18 protein-coding genes are annotated in these 19,556 nt (G+C 63.5%); 17 read left to right on the top strand and 1 reads right to left on the bottom strand.

All coding sequences use genetic code 11. The features are described from left to right. Nucleotides 1-2: 2 nt before the first annotated feature. Nucleotides 3-1,085 (bottom strand): MBL fold metallo-hydrolase, encoded by a 1,083-nt coding sequence (locus GGR40_RS21600; protein ID WP_429278329.1) that lies wholly within the window; start codon nucleotides 1,083-1,085, stop codon nucleotides 3-5. A 262-nt stretch (nucleotides 1,086-1,347) separates the two neighbouring features. Here GGR40_RS21600 and GGR40_RS21595 point away from each other — a divergent pair, with 262 nt between their 5' ends. From GGR40_RS21595 to GGR40_RS21515, 17 genes are all read left to right on the top strand, one after another. After that, the gene (locus GGR40_RS21595) at nucleotides 1,348-1,824 is read left to right on the top strand and encodes a CopG family ribbon-helix-helix protein (RefSeq protein WP_429278338.1); all 477 of its coding nucleotides are present in this window, start codon (nucleotides 1,348-1,350) and stop codon (nucleotides 1,822-1,824) included. A gap of 134 nt (nucleotides 1,825-1,958) precedes the next feature. Beyond that, nucleotides 1,959-3,038, top strand: a complete 1,080-nt coding sequence (locus tag GGR40_RS21590) for a putative urea ABC transporter substrate-binding protein (RefSeq protein WP_429278328.1) — start codon at nucleotides 1,959-1,961, stop codon at nucleotides 3,036-3,038. Between the two features lie 40 nt (nucleotides 3,039-3,078). Beyond that, entirely contained in the window at nucleotides 3,079-3,894 is an 816-nt protein-coding gene (locus tag GGR40_RS21585) for an ABC transporter permease (RefSeq protein WP_429278327.1), read from the top strand. Beyond that, nucleotides 3,891-4,673 (top strand): ABC transporter ATP-binding protein, encoded by a 783-nt coding sequence (locus tag GGR40_RS21580; protein ID WP_429278326.1) that lies wholly within the window; start codon nucleotides 3,891-3,893, stop codon nucleotides 4,671-4,673. The genes GGR40_RS21585 and GGR40_RS21580 overlap by 4 nt, the downstream gene beginning before the upstream one ends. Nucleotides 4,674-4,686: 13 nt before the next feature. Further along, nucleotides 4,687-5,166 (top strand): CopG family ribbon-helix-helix protein, encoded by a 480-nt coding sequence (locus GGR40_RS21575; protein ID WP_429278325.1) that lies wholly within the window; start codon nucleotides 4,687-4,689, stop codon nucleotides 5,164-5,166. Then, nucleotides 5,163-5,987 (top strand): urea amidolyase associated protein UAAP1, encoded by an 825-nt coding sequence (locus GGR40_RS21570; RefSeq protein ID WP_429278324.1) that lies wholly within the window; start codon nucleotides 5,163-5,165, stop codon nucleotides 5,985-5,987. Before GGR40_RS21575 ends, GGR40_RS21570 begins: the two co-directional genes overlap by 4 nt. A 14-nt stretch (nucleotides 5,988-6,001) precedes the next feature. Then, on the top strand, nucleotides 6,002-6,637 hold the full coding sequence (locus tag GGR40_RS21565; protein ID WP_429278323.1) for an urea amidolyase associated protein UAAP2: 636 nt from the start codon (nucleotides 6,002-6,004) through the stop codon (nucleotides 6,635-6,637). Further along, complete coding sequence (gene uca, locus GGR40_RS21560; protein WP_429278322.1) at nucleotides 6,634-10,230, top strand: urea carboxylase; 3,597 nt, start codon at nucleotides 6,634-6,636, stop codon at nucleotides 10,228-10,230. The genes GGR40_RS21565 and uca overlap by 4 nt, the downstream gene beginning before the upstream one ends. Beyond that, nucleotides 10,227-11,996 carry an allophanate hydrolase gene (atzF, locus tag GGR40_RS21555; RefSeq protein WP_429278321.1) on the top strand — a complete coding sequence of 590 codons (1,770 nt, stop codon included), beginning with the start codon at nucleotides 10,227-10,229 and terminating at the stop codon, nucleotides 11,994-11,996. Before uca ends, atzF begins: the two co-directional genes overlap by 4 nt. A gap of 27 nt (nucleotides 11,997-12,023) precedes the next feature. Continuing rightward, nucleotides 12,024-12,965, top strand: coding sequence for a Vgb family protein (locus GGR40_RS21550; protein ID WP_429278320.1), 942 nt, complete (start codon nucleotides 12,024-12,026; stop codon nucleotides 12,963-12,965). 108 nt (nucleotides 12,966-13,073) lie between these two features. Next, complete coding sequence (locus GGR40_RS21545; protein WP_429278319.1) at nucleotides 13,074-14,012, top strand: LysR family transcriptional regulator; 939 nt, start codon at nucleotides 13,074-13,076, stop codon at nucleotides 14,010-14,012. A gap of 125 nt (nucleotides 14,013-14,137) precedes the next feature. After that, nucleotides 14,138-14,302 carry a hypothetical protein gene (locus GGR40_RS21540; protein WP_429278318.1) on the top strand — a complete coding sequence of 55 codons (165 nt, stop codon included), beginning with the start codon at nucleotides 14,138-14,140 and terminating at the stop codon, nucleotides 14,300-14,302. After that, nucleotides 14,302-14,718 carry a hypothetical protein gene (locus GGR40_RS21535; protein ID WP_429278317.1) on the top strand — a complete coding sequence of 139 codons (417 nt, stop codon included), beginning with the start codon at nucleotides 14,302-14,304 and terminating at the stop codon, nucleotides 14,716-14,718. Before GGR40_RS21540 ends, GGR40_RS21535 begins: the two co-directional genes overlap by 1 nt. A 109-nt stretch (nucleotides 14,719-14,827) precedes the next feature. After that, on the top strand, nucleotides 14,828-15,175 hold the full coding sequence (locus tag GGR40_RS21530) for a UrcA family protein (RefSeq protein WP_429278316.1): 348 nt from the start codon (nucleotides 14,828-14,830) through the stop codon (nucleotides 15,173-15,175). Nucleotides 15,176-15,457: 282 nt separating this feature from the next. Further along, nucleotides 15,458-16,438 carry a sterol desaturase family protein gene (locus GGR40_RS21525; protein WP_429278315.1) on the top strand — a complete coding sequence of 327 codons (981 nt, stop codon included), beginning with the start codon at nucleotides 15,458-15,460 and terminating at the stop codon, nucleotides 16,436-16,438. A 58-nt stretch (nucleotides 16,439-16,496) separates the two neighbouring features. After that, nucleotides 16,497-17,102 carry a hypothetical protein gene (locus GGR40_RS21520; RefSeq protein WP_429278314.1) on the top strand — a complete coding sequence of 202 codons (606 nt, stop codon included), beginning with the start codon at nucleotides 16,497-16,499 and terminating at the stop codon, nucleotides 17,100-17,102. Between the two features lie 918 nt (nucleotides 17,103-18,020). After that, on the top strand, nucleotides 18,021-19,139 hold the full coding sequence (locus GGR40_RS21515) for an IS110 family RNA-guided transposase (protein WP_429278313.1): 1,119 nt from the start codon (nucleotides 18,021-18,023) through the stop codon (nucleotides 19,137-19,139). Nucleotides 19,140-19,556 lie beyond the last annotated feature (417 nt).

The raw sequence follows: 19,556 nt of genomic DNA, 5'->3' as shown, positions 1-19,556 counted from the left end.
CGTCAGAACGGATGGGGTGCGTCGATTTTGGGGACACCTTCAGGCCAGACCTTGGTTTTCTGGTCGGGGCTGACGCCGTTGAACAGCACGAACTCTGGCCGGATCAGCATCATGTCCTTGCCCATGATCGATCGGGCGTGGACGATCGCCTCGTCGATGAGGTCGGGCGTCATTTCAAGCACCCGTTCGTAGGGCTTGTAGGTGGCGAAGCGCGGGTAGTACCTGCCCGGCACGAACATCATCTCGATATGCCCGCCGAGTATCCATTTCACCGGCTTTCCCGCAGCGAAGTCCCGGAGGCGTTCGAGCGAGGCCAGGAAATCGCGGTCGTTGCCGATGTTGATCTTGCCGGGGAACAGCAGGTCGCCGGTGAACAGGAAATCGCAATAGGGATCGTAGAAGCTGACCCCGTCCCTGTGCGTGCCCGGCGTCGGGATCACTTCGATCACGCGGCCCCCCAGGTCGATGCGTCCGGTGCCTGAGGGCCAGCTGCGATCGAGCCCGTAGAACCGCTTCATCACTGCAAGGGGTTTTGGAACCAGGGTGGTGTCCGCGCGGCCTGCGAACTGCACGAGGCCCTGGTTCTGCGCGATGTCCTCACCGGAGGTCAGTGCAATGGTCAGGGGCAGCGAAGCGCGCCCGCGCACCTGGCACCAGCGCGTAATGATGGCGTCCACCGTCTCGCGCAAGGGATAGTGCCGTGCATCGGTTGTCGCACCGGTGTCGATCAGCAAGGCACCGGCATTGCCGAACAGCAGATAGGTGAACGGCGCTTCCCAGTGGACGCAGACGTTCTGGCGCAGGACGAAGGTGTCTTCGTTGTACTGCACCACTTGCACGCGCGGATCGCGGTTCCGGGCGGCCACGTTCGATCCGTACGTCCACCGGAACGCGAGGTTTCCGGGTGCCGGTCCCTCGCTTGCGTAGTCATGGACCACCGGTTGCGTACGATGCAGCGGAACCACGCTGTCAGTGTGGCGCACGCCGGCAGGATTGTAGCCCAACGCAAGATTGCCGTTGGGATAGTAGGGCCGCGCCGGCTGCTTTGCGGCGGGCGCAGGACTCGTTGTCGAATTTTGTGCCACGGATGGTCCCCGAACTGCCCGCACCGATGCGACAACGGTATCGATAATACGTTTCGGCACAATGGTAATAAATCGATGGCGCTCATCGATCCGGTTTATGGCCCCCGCTCGTGCTGCATGGCCGCGGCGTCGTGGTCTGGACGGATGGGGCGGCGGCCGGTAGGCAGGGGGCGATGTATCGCACGATTGTGACCCGGATCGAGATAACGGCCAAAGGGGATGCCGCGTGAGCAGCGACGCCGCCAATCTGGCCCGGCTCAGCATGAGCTTGCCTGCCGACCTGTTTCGCCAGCTGGACATGATGGTGGAGGAGCGCGGCCTGCCTTCGCGATCGCAATTGATCGCAGAACTGATTCGCCACGCGCTGGCCGAGCACGAGGCGCTGACCCGGCCCGAGGAGATGCTCGCGGGCACCATAACGATTGTCTATCGCGGCGATCGCGGCCGGGTACGCCAGCAACTCGCGCAGAGCCAAGCCGAATATCTCAAGGAGGTGATCTCCTCGCAGCATGTCTTCCTGGAGGACGACCAGTCGCTGGAGGTCCTGTTGGTGCAGGGGCCGGCGGCCCGGCTCAAGGAACTGTGCGATGCGCTGCGGGCGATCCGCGGGGTGCATCAGCTTGAGCTGGTGACCACCACGGCGCTTCTTCCCCCGCTGCACGACAAGGGGCAGATCAAGGCGAAAGCGGCTGTGAAACGATCGCGCAAGGCCGGGGCAGTGGACGAAACGGCTCCCTGAACTCGGCGGTACCGCGGCAGGTTGGCCAGTGGCCAGGTTCCAAAGGGTATTACGAAATTCGTAGGGCGTAATATTTTTGTGTTGGACAACCTTCCCGATTGCGGCAATGCTGCACTGCGAAAGGGGACCGAGTCATGATCGCATCGATCCGCAGCATTGCCAAGGCCACGATGATGGCCGGGGTGCTCGCCACCGCCGCCTGTTCGCAGGGACCGACCGAGGCGCCCAAGCGCACCGAATTCAACATTGGGTGGTCGATCTATGCGGGGTGGATGCCCTGGCCCTACGCCCAGCAGGCGGGTATCGTGAAGAAGTGGGCCGACAAGTACGGGCTCAAGATCAATATTGTCCAGGTCAACGACTACGTCGAATCGGTCAACCAGTTCACCGCCGGCAAACTTGATGGGGTGACGGTTGCGAACATGGATGCGCTGACCATCCCTGCTGCGGGCGGCAAGGACACCAGCGCGATCATCGTGGGCGACTATTCGAACGGCAACGACGGCATCCTCATGAAGGGCGCCGCGGATATGAAGGCGATAAAGGGGCAGTCGATCAACCTCGTCGAGCTTTCGGTGTCGCACTATCTGCTTGCTCGCGGTCTCAATTCGGCTGGTCTTCAGTTGAAGGACGTGAAGACCGTAAACACCGGCGACGCCGATATCGTCGGCGCTTTCGCCAGCCCGGACGTGAAGGCCGCCGTGGCCTGGAACCCGCAGCTCAACGCCATGAAGGCGCAGCCGGGTGCCAGGCTCGTGTTCAGCTCCGCCGACATTCCGGGTGAGATCCTCGACCTGCTCTGCGTCGATACCGCCATGCTCAAGGCCAATCCGAACCTGGGTAAGGCGCTGGCCGGTATCTGGTACGAGACGACCGCGTTGATGGTGCGTCAGGATGCGCAGGGGAAGGCCGCGCGGGCGGCCATGGCCAAGCTGGCCGGCGCAAGTCCGGAAGCGTTCGACAGTCAGTTGAGCACGACCTACCTCTATTCCGATCCCAAGGCGGCGGTCGCTGCAACCGATGAGCCCGCGCTTTTGACGACGATGACGCGGGTGCGCGATTTCAGCTTCTCCAAGGGCCTGTTCAAGGGCGCGGCATCTGCTGACGCAGTGGGCATGGCGTTTCCCGGCGGCAAAACCTTGGGCGATGCACAGCATGTGACGCTGCGTTTCGACGACAGCTTCATGAAGATGGCGGCCGACGGCAAGCTCTGAAGAGCGGCCACCTTCTCAAAACGGACACGGGATCACGACAATGCGTTGGGTCAATCGTCAGGTCGGGCGAGGGGGGCGGGTGCTTCTCGGCGCGGTGCCGATCCTGCTCCTGCTGCTGGTCTACATCGTCATGGCGGCCAGCCGCCATGCTGCGAACCCGATGGACAAGATCCTGCCGCTTCCCGGCGCCATGGCGCAGAGCATGGCGGCGCTGCTGTTCGTGCCCGACCAGCTGACGGGGCAACTGGTATTCTGGGCCGATACGTTAGCAAGCCTGCAGCGTCTTGGCATCGGGCTGGGCATCTCCACGCTCATGGCGCTGACGGTGGGCCTTGCGCTGGGCGCGTTGCCCCCCGTGCGCGCCACGTTCGGGCCGCTGGTCACCGGCATCGCCGTCATCCCGCCGATCGCTCTGCTGCCGATCCTGTTCATCGCGCTCGGCCTGGGGGAAACCGCCAAGGTCGCGCTGATCGTGGTGGGCATCGCGCCGGTCATGATCCGCGACATCGCCGCTCATGTCGGCACCCTCCCGCGTGAGCAGATCATCAAGGCGCTGACGCTGGGCGCGAACAGCTGGCAAGTAATGATCCGCGTTGCCCTGCCACAAGCCATGCCGCGCCTGCTTCACGCGATCCGCCTGGCGCTGGGTCCGGCCTGGGTGTTCCTCATTTCGGCCGAGGCGATCGCTTCGGATGTGGGCCTCGGCTACCGCATCTTCCTGGTCCGTCGCTATCTCTCGATGGATGTGATCCTGCCCTATGTCGCCTGGATCGCGCTGCTCGCCATCCTGATGGACCTGGCGCTGACCGTCCTCAGCCGGCGACTGTTCCCCTGGGCGCATGGAGAAAGCCATTGAGCACCTTGCTGAGCTTTCGCGACGTCTGGGTCGAATATGGCGACCGGATCATCATCGAGAAGCTGAACCTCGACATTGAGGAAGGGTCCTTCGTTTCCGTCGTCGGTCCTTCGGGTGCGGGCAAGAGCAGTTTCCTGCGCCTGATCCTGGGGCAGGAGGGACCGAGCCAGGGCAGGATCCTGATCGACGGGGCGCCGCTCAAACCCGAATGCGGCCCGGACCGGGGCGTGGTGTTCCAGCGCTATTCGGTGTTCCCGCACCTCACCGCGCTGCGCAACACCGTTCTGGGCATGGAGTGCGAGCAGGCGCCGGTGCTTGGCCGCCTGTTCGGCAGTGCCCGTCGCGCCGCCGAGGATACGGCGAGGGAAATGCTGACGGCGGTAGGCCTCGGGCACAGTCTTCACCTGTATCCGGCGCAGATGTCGGGCGGGATGCAGCAGCGCCTGGCGATCGCACAGGCGCTGGTGAAGCGACCGCGCATCCTTCTGCTGGACGAACCATTCGGCGCTCTCGACCCCGGCATCCGCGCGGACATGCACACGCTGATCCGCCGCCTGTGGCGCGAACAGGGGCTGACGATCGTCATGGTGACGCATGACATACGCGAGGCATTCACGCTGGGAACCCGCGTCCTGGCGCTGGACAAACGCCGCCACGATCCGCACGCGCCGCATCGCTTCGGCGCCACGGTCGTCTACGACCTGCCCATGCGCGAGCGCCCTGCAGAAGAAATCGATCACGCCGATATTATTACGATTGACGTAAATAGTAATAACTGAAAGGAAGGTGGGCATGGGCTCAGATTCCTCCGGCCTGGCACGGCTCAGCATGAGCCTCCCGGCAGATCTCTTCAGACAGCTGGACCTCATGGTGGCGGAACGCGGTCTGCCGTCACGGTCCCAGCTCATCGCCGAGCTGATCCGCCACGCGCTGACGGAACACGGCTCGCTCATGCATCCGGAGGAGATGTTCGCCGGCACCATCACCCTGGTCTACCGCAGCGAGCGCGGGCGGGTGCGTCACCAGCTTTCGCAGACGCAGGCCGGTTATCTGAAGGAAGTGATCTCTTCCCAGCATGTCGTGTTGGAGGACGATCAATCGCTTGAAGTTCTTCTCGTGCAGGGGCCGGCAGCAAGGCTGAAGGAACTGTGCGACGCCATCCGCCGGGTACGCGGGGTGCAACAGCTGGAGCTAGTCACCACGACGTCCCTTCTGCCGCCGCTTTACGACACGAGCGGCGACGACAATTCCAGCATCGGAGCGCATTCATGACCCAGACCCTGGCCGATCCGCTTGCCGCGCGCGACCATGCGCGGGCGCAGGGCGGCACCGTCGTCCAGAGCATGCCGGTGCTTCCCCCGGTGGCGGACGACCTGCCCGGCGATGTTGCGGCAGCCGACCTCGTGTGGGAAGAGACCATCGCGGCAGGCGGCTATGCCACGCGGCGGCTTTCGCGCGGATCACGCCTGCGCCTGATTGATCTGGATGGAGACGCCTGCGCCTCGCTGCTGGTGTTCAACGCCGAGATGCCGACCGAGCGGCTCAACGTCGCAGACACGGTGAAGGTCCAGTGGAACGCCTACCTTGGCGCGGGGAAATTGCTGCTGTCCGATATGGGCCGGGTGCTGTTCAGCATCCTGGAAGATGACGCCGGCACGCATGACACGTTCTGCGGAACCTCGAACCCCGCCACGAACGCCGCAAGGTACGGTGAAGGCCGCAACAGCGGCGCCTTTCCCAGCGGGCGCGACCGGTTTCTGCTCGGGGCCGCCAAGCACGGCCTTGGCCGCCGCGACGTTCATCCTTGCGTGAACCTGTTCAAGGGTGCGCGGATAGCGGCGGACGGTGCCATCGTGCCGGACGTGGGGCCCTTCGCCTCGGGCCGCAGCGTGATCCTGCGCGCCGAGATGGACGTCATCGTGGTCATCGCCAACGTGCCCCACGTTCTCGACCCGCGCACGCAATGGAGCGTGACGCCGCTGCGCGCGACCGCGTGGCGAGGCCCGGTGACCGGCGAGGAAGACCCCATCCGCAACGCCACGCCCGAGGGTCTGCGCGCCTTCACCAACGTCGAAGACTATTTCCGCCGCTGAAAGGGCACGCGATCATGAGCACCGATCCCCACCTGTCCGGCCTCACCGGCACGATCGTCCACGACGTCGTCGTTCCCGCCCGCGCGCCCTGGCTGCACCACGTCAAGGCCGGGCAGACGCTGCGTATCGTCGATCTCGAAGGAAACCAGGCGGTCGACTTCCTGCTCTATTCGGCGGCCGACGATGCCGAACGCTACAGCGCGCAGGACACCGTATCGGCGCAGGGCAACCTGTTCCTGCGGGCCGGCACCCGGCTGCTGTCCAACGAAGGCAATGCGCTGATGACGATCGCGGCCACCTCGGTCGATTACCATGACACCATCGGCGGCGCTTGTTCCTGCGAATCCAACACCTTGCGCTACGGCCACCACACCAAGGCCGAGCATGCCTGCGTCGAGAACTTCCTGGAGGCGAACCTGACCGAAGGGCGCGGCAAGCGGGACATCGTCTCCAACATCAACTTCTTCATGAACGTACCGGTCGAGCCGGACGGGTCGCTGGGCATCGTCGACGGGATTTCCGCGCCGGGCCTGACCGTTGACCTGCGGGCGGACATGGACGTCATTGTCGTCGTCTCCAACTGCCCGCAGGTCAACAACCCCTGCAACGGCTTCAACCCCACCCCCGTTCGCATGATCGTCGCCGCATGAGCTTCGACACGGTTCTGATCGCCAACCGGGGCGCGATCGCCACCCGCATCATCCGCACGCTGCGCCGCATGGGCCTGAAGTCCGTGGCCGTCTATTCCGAGGCGGACGAAGGCTCCAACCACGTTTCCGAAGCGGACGAGGCCGTGCCGATCGGCCCGGCCAAGGCGTCCGAAAGCTACCTCAACATCGCCGCTATCCTAGATGCCGCGAAGAGGACCGGCGCCGGTGCCATCCATCCCGGCTACGGTTTCCTGGCCGAGAACGTCGAGTTCGCGGAAGCTTGCGCGGCAGCCGGGATCGTCTTCATCGGCCCGACGCCCGACAACATCCGCACGTTCGGCCTCAAGCACAGCGCCCGCGCGCTGGCCGCCGCGCACGACGTGCCGCTGGCGCCGGGCACGGGCCTGCTGACCGGCGAGGATGAGGCCGTGGTCGCGGCTGCCGACATCGGCTTCCCGGTGATCCTCAAGGCGACTGCCGGGGGCGGCGGCATCGGCATGAAGGTCTGCGAAAACGAAGCGGACCTGCGCGAGAATTACGCGACCGTCGCGCGCCTTGGCCTCAGCAACTTCGGCGATGCCAGCGTCTTCCTCGAACGCTACGTGCGCCGCGCCAGGCACATCGAGGTGCAGCTGTTCGGCGATGGGCAGGGCCGCGTCATGGCGCTGGGAGAGCGTGACTGCTCGCTCCAGCGGCGCAACCAGAAGGTGGTCGAGGAAGCGCCCGCGCCGCTGCTGCCGCAGCATGTCCGCGCCGAACTGATCGCGTCGGCCGTGCGCCTGGGCGAGGCGGCACGCTACCGCTCGGCGGGCACGGTGGAGTACCTTTACGACGCCGACTGGGAGGAGTTCTTCTTCCTGGAGATGAACACCCGTCTTCAGGTGGAGCACGGCGTGACCGAAGAGGTCATGGGCATCGACCTTGTCGAATGGATGGTGCGCGGCGGTGCGGGCGATTTTGGCTTCCTCGACGGTCCGGCGCCCACGCCCAATGGCCATGCGGTGCAGATGCGCCTCTATGCCGAGGACCCTGCCCTCGATTACCGCCCGACATCCGGCCAGCTCACCTGCGTGGACTTCCCCGAGGATGTCCGCGTCGAGACCTGGTGCTCCTCCGGCAGCACGGTCAGCGCCTGGTACGATCCGATGCTGGCCAAGCTGATCGTCCACGCGCCGACCCGCGAGGAAGCCGTGGCGGCGGCGCAGGCGGCGATAGACCGCAGTCGGATCGACGGCATCGAAACCAATGTGCGCTGGCTGCGCGAGGTCGTCCGTTCGCCCGCCTTCACCAGCGGCGAAGTCTCGACCCGCGTGCTGGATGCCATCGCCTATCACCCGCGCGCCGTGCGGGTGGTGAGCGGCGGCACCGCCACGACCGTGCAGGACTGGCCGGGGCGCCAGAAGCTGTGGGGCGTGGGCGTCCCGCCTTCGGGTCCGATGGACGACCAGTCGTTCCGTCTCGGCAACCGGCTGCTCGGCAATCCGGAAGGCACCGAGGGGCTTGAGGCGACCGTCACCGGGCCTACCCTTGCCTTCGTGGCATCGGCACGCATCTGCCTGACGGGCGCCGACTTCGGGGCCACGCTGGACGGGGTGTCGGTTCCACGCGGCGTCCCGATCGACGTCGCCGCAGGACAGACGCTGGCGCTGGGCCGCGCATCCACGGGGGGCCTGCGGGGTTACATCCTGTTCGCCGGGGGGCTCGATATCGCGCCTTATCTTGGCAGCCGCAGCACGTTCGAACTCGGCCAGTTCGGTGGCCATGCCGCGCGCCGTCTGCTGGCGGGCGACACGCTGCACCTCGCGGACAATCCCGTGGAGGTGGCGCTGCCCGGTGCGGATCTGCCCGAGATCGGGACCGAGTGGACCCTTCGCGTCCTCTACGGCCCCCACGGAGCGCCGGACTTCTTCACCGGGGAGGACGTGGAGACGTTCCTTCACGCCGAATGGAAGGTCCACTACAACTCCAACCGCACGGGCGTGCGCCTGATCGGCCCCAAACCGCGCTGGGCGCGCAGCGATGGGGGCGAAGCGGGCCTGCACCCCTCCAACATCCACGACAATCCCTATGCCATCGGCGCAGTGGACTTCACCGGCGACATGCCGATCATCCTGGGACCGGACGGACCTTCACTGGGCGGCTTCGTCTGCCCGTTCGTGGTCATCGCGGCAGACCGCTGGAAGATCGGGCAACTGACGCCCGGCGACCGCCTGCGCTTTGCGCCGGTCACCATCGAGGATGCCATCGCGGCGGAGGCTTCGCAGCGGGCGCTGGTGGCGACCGGCGCAGAGCCGACACCGAGCCCGGTGCGCACGGTGGACGCGCTTTCGCCGATCCTGGCGCAAATCGCCGAAGGGCCGGGACGCCCCCGCACCGTCTATCGCCAGCAGGGCGACCGCAACATCCTGGTCGAATACGGGCCGATCGTGCTCGACATAGAACTGCGCATCCGTGTCCACGCGCTGATGACGGAACTGGAACGGCTCGATCTGCCGGGCGTGATCGACATCGTGCCGGGTATCCGTTCGCTCCAGCTGCATTTCGACGGCGCCGCCCTTACGCAGCAGGCGGCGCTGGCCGCACTGATGGCGGCAGAGGAGCGCTTGGGCGATCTTGAGGATTTCACGGTCCCGTCCCGCATCGTCCACCTGCCGCTCAGCTGGCGCGATCCCGCCACGATCGAGACGATCGAAAAATACATGGCCACCGTTCGCGACGATGCGCCATGGTGCCCGGACAACATAGAGTTCATCCGCCGCATCAACGGGATGCCTGACCAGGCCGCCGTGGAGAACCTGATCTTCGAGGCCAACTACCTCGTCATGGGCCTTGGCGACGTCTATCTGGGGGCGCCCGTCGCAACGCCGGTCGATCCGCGCCACCGCCTTGTCACCACCAAATACAACCCCGCGCGGACCTGGACACCGCCCAACGTGGTCGGCATTGGCGGCGCCTACATGTGCATCTACGGGATGGAAGGGCCGGGCGGCTACCAGCTGTTCGGGCGCACGCTGCAGGTCTGGAACACGTATCGCCAGACCGATGCTTTCACCGAAGGCAAGCCGTGGCTGCTGCGGTTCTTCGACCAGATCCGCTTCTATCCGGTGAGCGCCCAGGAACTGGCCGACTGGCGCCGCGAATTCCCGACCGGACGCCGCTCCGTGCGCATCGAACCGTCGGAATTCCGGCTGGCCGACTATCGCGCCTTCCTTGCCGATAATGCGCAGGACATTGCACGTTTCGAAACGCGGCGAAAAGAGGCTTTCGATGCCGAGCGGGACGAATGGCAGCGCCTTGGCGAATTCGACCATGCCGCCCAGCTGGAGGACGCCGACGCACCGGCGGAAACCGCAATCGTCCTGCCGGAAGGATCGGATCTGGTGGAGGCCCCTTACGGCGGCAGTGTCGCACGGTTGCTGGTGGCGCCGGGAGACCGTGTGGAGGCGGGAGACAGGATCGCGGTGATCGAGGCGATGAAGATGGAGTGCGCGGTCGAAAGTCCCGGCAGCGGGACGGTGGAGGCGCTTTACATGCGCGAAGGGCAGTCCCTGCAGCCCGGTGCGCCCATGCTGGCGTTGCGGAGGCGCGCATGACCGTATCGAACCGCCTGAGTGCGAGCCGGATAGCCGCCGCTGTCGGTTCCGGCACCACCACGGCCGTCGCCGTCGCACAGGACACGCTGTCCCGTATCGAAGCCTACGACGCCGTCCAGCCGCAGATCTGGATCAGCCGGGCCAGTCGCGACGATCTGCTTGCCGCTGCCCGTGCCGTCGATGCGCGGGTGGCGGCGGGCGAGAACTTGCCATTGGCCGGTGTACCGTTCGCGGTGAAGGACAACATCGATGTTGCCGGGTTCGAGACGACCGCAGCCTGCCCCGCCTTCGCCTATCAACCCGAAGCGGACGCGGGCGTGGTCGAGCACCTGCTGGCAGCGGGCGCGATCTGCGTGGGCAAGACCAACCTGGACCAGTTCGCCACCGGCCTCAACGGCTCACGCAGCCCTTATGGCATTCCGCGCAACGCATCGAACCTTGCCTATGTCAGCGGCGGGTCCAGTTCGGGGTCTTCGATCGTCGTGGCGGCGGGGCTGGCGCCCTTTGCGCTCGGCACCGATACGGCGGGCTCGGGCCGGGTGCCTGCCGCATTCAACCACCTTATCGGTTTCAAGCCGACAAAGGGCCGCTGGTCCACGCGGGGGCTGGTGCCCGCCTGCCGCACCATCGACTGCATCACCGTATTCACCGGCGACACTGCGGACGCCAGGCTGGTCGATACGGTGGTGGCCGGGTTCGACCGGGCCGACCCCTATTCCAAGGCCTTGAACGACCGACCGTGCGCCGTGACGCGCATCGGCGTTCCGCGCCGCACCCAGCGCGTGTTCTTCGGCGACGCCGAATCCGAATACCTCTACGACAAGGCGCTGGACAGCCTGAGCACGCTCGGCGAAATCGTCGAGATCGACCTCGCGCCGCTGCTTGAGGCCGCGCAACTGCTTTACGGCGGCCCCTGGGTGGCCGAACGGACCGCTGCCCTGGAAAGCATCCTCGCCACCGATCCGCGCGCGGTGGACCCCACCGTGCGCGCGGTGGTCGAACCCGGCAAGGGCATGAGCGCGGTCGATCTGTTCAGCGGCATCTATCGCTTGGCGGACCTGAAACGTCTTGCCGATCTCATGTGGGAAGACGTCGATTTCCTTGCTTTTCCCACGACCGGCACGACGTATCGTGTCGCCGAGATACTGGAAGCGCCGGTGGCGCTCAACAGCAATCTGGGGTTCTACACCAATTTCGTGAACTTGCTGGACATGGCCGCATTGGCTGTGCCCGCCGGTGTTCGCGCGAACGCCACGGGCTTCGGAATCACCCTGATCGGCCCGGCCGACACTGACCGCGCCTTGCTGGACGCAGCCGACGCCTACCTTGCGACTGCGGACATGCCCGCGCCGCCGCCACTTGATCTGGAGGGAAAGATGCAGACCGTTAAACTCGCCGTTGTTGGAGCGCACCTGAAGGACATGCCGCTGCACTGGCAGCTGACATCGCGCGACGCGGAATTCATCGGTACTTTCGAGACTGCCCCCAGTTACAGGCTCTACGCCATTGCCGACAGCGTGCCGCCCAAGCCGGCACTGGTGCATGACGAAGGGGGCGCGGCGATCAAGGTCGAGGTCTATGAACTGGGCGTCGCCGAGTTCGGAAGCTTCACCGTGGAGGTTCCCGCCCCGCTGGCGATCGGCAATGTGACGCTGGCAGACGGAACGACGGTTAAGGGCTTCGTATCAGAGCCGCGCGCCCTGAACGGAGCCGAGGACATCACGCACCTTGGCGGCTGGCGTGCCTATATCGCCGGCAAAGCCTGATCATCGCTTTTTCGGGGGGTAAAATCCATGAGCAAGTTCGTCAGGCTGCTTCTGGCTATCAGTGCCGCCATGCCCGTGGCCGTACCATGCGGTGCGCATGCGGAAGAGGTTCTGCAGGTGCCGGGCTTCGCGGATTTCCTGGCTGTTGATGGAAAGACTGTGTGGGTCACCAACAACGGCAAGGTGGAGCAGTGGTCGCGCAAGGGCAAGCTTGCAGAAGTGGTGATGGCGCACCCCTGCGGCGCGATGGCGATTCTTGGCGGTTCCCTGTGGGTGGCCGACTGCGACGAGAAGGCCGTCAAACGTATCGACGTGAAGACGGCGAAGCTGGTCGCCACGGTCCCCACCGGCCTTGCTTCCACTGGAGAGTTCAATGTGGTGGCCGGTGACGGCGCGATTTGGGTGGCCAGCGACAACGGCGCGGACGACCACGGGGGAACGGTGGCGCGCATCGATCCGGCAACGAATGCGGTCGTCGCCTCGGTTCCCGTCGATCGCGGGACATGGTATCTGACCTATGGGTTCAACGCTGTCTGGGCGGTCAGTGCCGCCAGGCAGTCGCTTCAGCGCATCGATACCGCCACCAACACCGTCACCGCAACGATCCCGCTCGGCAAGGAGCCCGGCTTCCTGGTCGCGGGCGAGGGCGGCGTCTGGGTGCAGGAGCAGGGTGACGGTACGGTTGCGCGTATCGACCCTGCCACCAATGCGCTCGTCGGCCGCGTCAAGGTGGGCGACAATCTCAAATGGGGTGACATCGACACGGGCGCAGGCAAAGTCTGGCTGCGGACCACCGACGATCAGGTCTTTGCTGTGATCAACCCGGTGGCGATGACGGTGCAGGCGCGCAAAGGCAAGGCGGCTGGCAGCGGTGCGTTGCGCTGGACGCCCCATGGTGTCTGGACGTCGGCACACGATGAGCACACCCTGTCCTGGTGGAGCCGGTCGGAACTGAAGACCGGCCGTTGAAGCGAGGCTGCACATGGCGCTGCCCCTTCATAGCCGATCTGTTCTATCAGCCTGATTCGATGTCATGCTATCGGCATGAAAAAGGGCGCCAACGATAAAGGTACAGGCATGAGCGAACGCACGTCGCTGACAGACAGGAAGTTCGCCAGCCGGGTGGACTGGAACCTGATGCGCACGTTCGTCGATATCGTGCGGGCCGGGGGCATCGGCGCAGCGGCGCGGCAGCTCAACAAGCAGCAGCCCAGCGTCAGCGCCGCGCTAAAGCGGCTTGAGGATCATGTCGGTGCCACTCTGCTGCACCGTACGGCGGCCGGCGTGGAAATGACGGCCGCGGGCAAGGCGATGATGGCGCTTTGCGAGGACATGCTCGAATCCGCCCGCATGATGCCGCACCAGATCGCGCAGGCGACCAAGCGCGTGGAGGGCGTGGTTCGCATCCAGATCGTCTCTGCCATCGTCTCGGAGGAATTCGACGAGGCGATCGCCAGCTTCCACCGGCGCAATCCCGATATCCAGATAGAAATCCGGGTTTCATCCTGGCGGCAGGTGCTGGATGCGCTGGAATCTGGGGAGGTGGAAGTAGGTATCGGGTACGACAACAGCGTGCGTGGCAATCTCGTCTACGAGCCGCTGTTCGTCGAGCGCCAGCAACTCTATTGCAGTCGTAGCCATCCCCTATTCGGCTACCGCATCACGCAGCCTAAGGAACTGAGAGGAGAGGCCTTCGTGCTTATGGGCGAGGGCGAGATCGAGATCATCACCCACTTGCGCCGACGCTATCGGCTGGGGACGCGAGTGGCCGCTCTGGCTGACGACATGAACGAGGTGCGCCGTCTGATCCTTTGCGGAGTCGGCATCGGCTTTTTGCCGACATCAGTGGTGCAGGCCGATGTGGAGAAGGGGCTGTTCTGGCCGCTGCTCCACGAAGATTTCGAACCGGGTTACGACATATTCCTTCTCGCACGGGCCGAGCCGGAGCGCGATACCGCCACGCAGCTGTTCGTGGATGAGGTGTTCCGGCGGATTCGGGCGCAACCGCGGATATAGCCCGTGTCGCACCGGTAGGCGGCGGGCATAAACTGAATCTATGTCCTGCATCGCCAATTCGCCTCTGTCGCCATCAGGGGCTTGCCTTCAGTCTTGCCGGGTAGAGGCAGGATGAAGGCGGACCGGTGATCTTCAGAACCAATTTCTCTGAACGGCGAAAAGGTCCGATCGGCGTTGTCCGGGGATTTGCCTTTGCCGTTTTCAACATCCTGCGGGAAGGTATGGAAGCGCGGGCCGGTGCGGTCCGCGGCGGCACTGGTGCGATCGGCTCTGGCCAGCGGAAAGGTTGATGATATTCGCCGAGGTCGCCTGGCGTCGGCTGTCTCGCTGGCTGTTCGGCTTTGCCTTTTGCGGAGCCGTCTCGGCTTCGGCGCTGGGGCAGCCAGCGCAGGCGCAATCTCGCCATCAGGCGCGTCTGGTGCGGTGCGACGGCGGCGATTGTCTGCTGCTGTCAGGCACCCGCAGCGGTCCTGATGCACCCGTGCGCGTCAACGGGCACCCCGTTGGCGTGGTGGGTGGACGAGGCTGGAAGCTGCTTTTGCCAGTGCGGGATGTACGCGCATGGTCTTTGCCCGGAGCGAGGAGCATTGTCGTCACCACGAAAGATCCGGGCACGGAAGTTGATAGGAAAAATCAATTCGATCTGCCGATCGGTATGTTAGGGAATATTACTGAACTAGCCTATCTAGTAATACCGCAGCGGTAGAACCACTGCGCAGGGCCGTAATACTGCCCTGTATATTGCATTATCTGCTCGGAAGCACTATGGTGAGGACAATCACCGTAGACGTGATCCTGTATCCGCTTTGGAGAAGATGATGAAGATTGGCATTCTGGTGCTGGCCTCGCTGGCCTTCGCAACATCCGCATCGGCTGCTACTGGATCGGCAACCGGCGAAAACCCGTTCGCCCGCGATCAAGCCGTGCTCGATCTCAAGGGTCTCGACCTCGCCACTGCGGAAGGGCAGGAGCGCCTTGCCATCCGAATGGATGCAGCCGCCCGTTCGGTCTGTGGGGAAAACATGGCCAGTCTGCACCTCACGCTCGAACGCAAGGCGCAGGAGTGCCGCACAGCCGTGCTGGCCGATATCCGGGGCCGCATCGAGAACCGCCGCGCTGATGCTTCTAGCGCTTCGGTAAGGACGTTCGCTCTCGCGCGCTGACGGCGGGCTCTGGCAGGGCGGCATCCCGAACCCGACACCTGTATTGTAGGACTAAGCCACAAAGCCTTCCTGCCTTCCGGCGGGGAGGCTTTGTTTTTTATGGGACCGCCAGCCAAGCCATGCGACCATAGACCCGATCTATGGTCTGCATATGGCATTGGCATCTGGTGCGATGCTGCCGCTTTCGTGATGTTCGACATAAGCTCAGATCGCTGAACAGCCTAGGTCCAGCCGTTCGATGAGCCGCAGTTCGATCAGGTCGAATCATACGAGGGCAGACATATGGAAGGGGTTCGCGTCGGAAAACGGATCATAGGCGGCCAGTCCCCCGTCATCGTAGGATGGGAGAACATTCCCAAGGTAGAGGGCGGGCCGCTGAAGCAATTCGTCTTCACCTGGTTCCAGCCGACAGTCCTGTTCGCACTCATCGCGTTCTGGTACTACGCGCCCAACTCGATTGCGAAGGCGTCGACCGCCATCGGCATCGGCATCGGCTTCAAGGTGCTCCTGCTCTGCATGGAATGGGCGTTCCCTCGCCATGAAAGCTGGCGCCTGACCTGGAAGGAACTGACCACCGACCTGTTCTACGTCGGGCTTGGCTATACCGTGCTGCGCCTTGTCGACGACTATATCGGCGACAGCGTGATGATAGAGAGCATCCAGCACCAGCTCGACTGGGACAAGGTTAGCTGGTTCATGGGCCTGCCGCTGCTGCTTCAGGCGTTCCTGATCGCGTTCATCTTCGACTTCGGGCAGTACTGGATGCACCGGGGAATGCACAACTGGTATCCCCTCTGGCTCACCCACTCCGTGCACCACTACATCACCCAGCTGAACATCAACAAGGGCGCGGTCGGCAATCCGGTAGAACTGTTCCTGATCGGTCTGGGCGTAGGCGGGTTCTTCGACTTCCTGCCGCGCGCCGCGATCCTGGCAGGTGCTTTCGGCATGGCGATCGGGACGTACCAGCACATCAACGTGCGCTTCAACTCGCCGCGCTGGTGGCGCTATCTTTTCAACACAACCGAGCACCACAGTCTGCACCACTCGCAGGATTTCGAAGCGAGCCGCAGCAATTACTCCAACACCTTCATCTTCATCGACCGTATGTTCGGCACCTGTGTGGACGGCGAGGCGGAACTGCTCGGAATGGAGGGCGGACGTCGTATGTCCATCAGGGAGCAGATGACCTTCCCCTTTACAGAAGGGTGGAAGACCATGAAGGGGCGGTTCGGGCAACCCACGGCGATCCCTGCCGAATAACGGGGCCGGGTAGCACACAAGTTGATTCAGCATAGCACTCTTGCAGAGAAACGATCTCATGAATCCACGTTTCTTTAACTGGATCTGGCACGTCAAAGGCAGTTTGGCGCTCGCGCCGGAACAGTCGACCGACGAAGCTTTCGAGAAGCTGGCGCCGCTGTTCCGCCAAACCGGAACCAGTCACAAGCGCACCGGGGACAGTATCAGCTTCCGCAAGGTCGATCCTGCGGCGCAAGACAAGATGTCGGTATTCGACGGCGGTGTTCTTCAGATCGAGCGAGGGGCCGCCGGGCCCGTCTTGCATTACAATCTGACCAGCCGGGCCTTGATGTTCTGCTTTTTTGCGCCGCTGCTTTTTCTGGCCTTTGCACAGCTCACCATTTTTAAGGGCAAGTTTGACAAGCCCTCGGTCCATCCGGCAAGCAATGCCGAGGTGCTGATGAAGGCGGAAAAGGAAAGCGCGTTGCTTATCCAGAACCCGATCGACAAGGCACTTGGCGCTCCCGCGCCCGTAAAACCAGGAAAGGACAAGGGCACGGGTGACAAAAAATCCTCTCCAAAGGCCGCTTACATATTCGCCGGGATTTTCGCTGCGCTTTATGTCATAGGTCGCTTGCTGGAGGCGCGGCTGGTGGGTTCGCTCTTTAGGACAAAGCTTCTTTAATAACGGACCTCTCTTCGGACATGCGGCCTCTGAAGACCAGGCCCTCATGGCCGACTCATGGAGTGTTCAAAGCGTTCAACGTACCGCCTCAACGCGGTCAATGCCCCCTTTAAGGCGAAGCACGCACTCCAGGCGCGAGTACATCGCCATGATGCTGCTATTCGTTTTTGCTGATCGACGATCGCTAAATGCGACTTTGCGCCAAGCGCACCTGGCTCCTGCAGCAGATCTATTCCGGCTACGGCGAACCCGCTTTTCATCTACAGGCGGCCTGTGAACCGTATTGAAAAGAACGATGAGCAAGTGCCATGCTGCCGTTGCTGGCAGCGCAGATGGTTGCAACGAGCCGCTCGAACACCACGCTGATCGAAAGCTACAAGTCAGCCGGGCTTTTGCCAAGTCAGCCCTTGGAATGGGCGGAGCAGATACTTCCCGGTCGATGGGCTTGACGGTCTTGTCCGAAGCCTGGTCGATCCAATGCCTGCGTAATCTGGCTATAAACAGCAGCTTTCATGGCTTTTGCTAGTGGGCCCTTCGCCTGAGATGCGGCGGCTGCAGATCGTTAGCCTCATGCCTCTGCTTCGATCAGTTCCAGACGTACGCGCACCATCGATGATCGGAGATATTTGGCCGGCAGCCGACAGCGAGTGAGCGTCAGATATCTCCACGACCCGGCTTAGGATCGGACATTCGCCTAACGGCCCGTCCTGGGCATCCAAATCGGGAAACCCGCCGGTCCGCAGCTGGGAACGCAGAATTGGCTGCTGAGCGTCCGGGAAGGGTGTGCGCCGTGCAAAGGCGGCACTTTCTAGGCCGTATGTTCGTGCGGTGAAGTTGGCCCGCCCTCGGAGTAAGCAGGAAACGGGGGTTACGCCGGACGGACCGGCGCCTATCCCCAAGCTTAAGCGAGGGCGAACCATGGACGAGTATAGCGAACTTTTCATCGGACTCGATACATCGAAAGCGAAGATCTCGGTTGCAGTCGCGGAAAAGGAACGGAACGGCGAAGTCCGCTTTTTCGGCGATATCTCCGCCGAGCCGACATCGGTCGCATCGATGGTGGGCAAGTTGGCGAAGCGTGGGGCGAAGCTTCACTTCTGCTATGAGGCTGGCCCGACGGGGTACGATCTGTATCGCCAGATCATCGCGCTGGGGCATGAGTGCCAGGTCGTGGCGCCCTCTCTAATTCCCAAACGCCCCGGTGATCGGGTGAAGACCAATAGGCGCGATGCCGTCAGCCTGGCACGGCTTCATCGCGCCGGCGAGTTGACTGCCGTCTGGGTTCCGGACGAAGCACATGAGGCTGTACGCGACCTTGTCCGCGCTCGTGAGTGCGCCCATGACGCGCTGAAGAAGGCTCGCCAGCAGTTGCAGTCCTTCCTCTTGCGCCATGGCCGGATTTTCCCGGGACGCACATCGTGGACACGGGCGCATTTTCGTTGGCTGGCAGCGCAGAACTTCACCCATCCCGCCCATCACATCGTGCTCGTCGAATATATCCAGGCTATCGAGGATGCGGGTGTCCGAGAAGATAGGCTGACCAAGCAGGTCGCTGAGATAGCCGCGTCCTGGTCCATGGCACCTGTGGTTGAAGCCTACCAGGCGATGCGCGGTATCGCGTTCATCAACGCCGTCACCTTTGTCGTGGAAATCGGCGATATACGACGCTTCGAAACAGCGCCGCAGTTGATGGCGTATCTCGGGCTTGTACCATCCGAGAGTTCAACGGGCGAGCGGGTGAAGCGCGGGGGCATCACCAAGGCCGGCAACAAGCGGGCTCGCCGCGTGTTGATCGAAGGCGCATGGACCTACCGCTTTCCCGCCCGGGTGAGCCAGACGATCCAGGCACGGTTGGAAGGGCTACCACGCTCCGTTCGCGAGATCGCATGGAAAGGGCAAATCAGGCTCTGCGCACGTTATCGAAAGCTGATCCAGGCCGGGAAGCTTAAGACCGTCGCGGTCACAGCAATCGCGCGGGAGATGGCCGCCTTCCTCTGGGCAATCGGGCAAGAGGTGGCTCCCACCGCTGAGGCATGAAGGCTCATCATCGGTAAACGGTCACGAGAAAGGAGCAAGAACCAGCGTCATCATCTGCTTGATGTGCAAAGTTGGGAGCAGGGCCCCGGTGGGGAATCCTCGTACCCACTATGTGGCGGACTAAAAGTCTATGCCCGATTCTAGACAGAGGCAGCCCCAGACGAACATACGGATATGCGGTAGCCAACCCGCGCATAAGAGTATGCCAACCGTCGTCGAAAGCCCTGCTCCCTACTCTGCACATGAGCTTCACAAATTGGATTTCGTCATCTCGGGCGGAAAGGACATCATCATGCCGAAGGCTCTTGAAAACGAACATAAGAGTGGGTGAGAGGCCCACCCGGCGATGCTCCAGCCGGAAGCAACCGGGGCAGGCATGGAGGTGACGAAATGTCTGAAGCCCCCGGATAACGGTCA

This window comes from Novosphingobium gossypii (assembly GCF_050433305.1).
GTDB classification, from domain to species: domain Bacteria; phylum Pseudomonadota; class Alphaproteobacteria; order Sphingomonadales; family Sphingomonadaceae; genus Novosphingobium; species Novosphingobium gossypii.
Note: the sequence above shows the minus strand (reverse complement) of the source record. Positions and strands in the feature narration are given on the sequence as shown.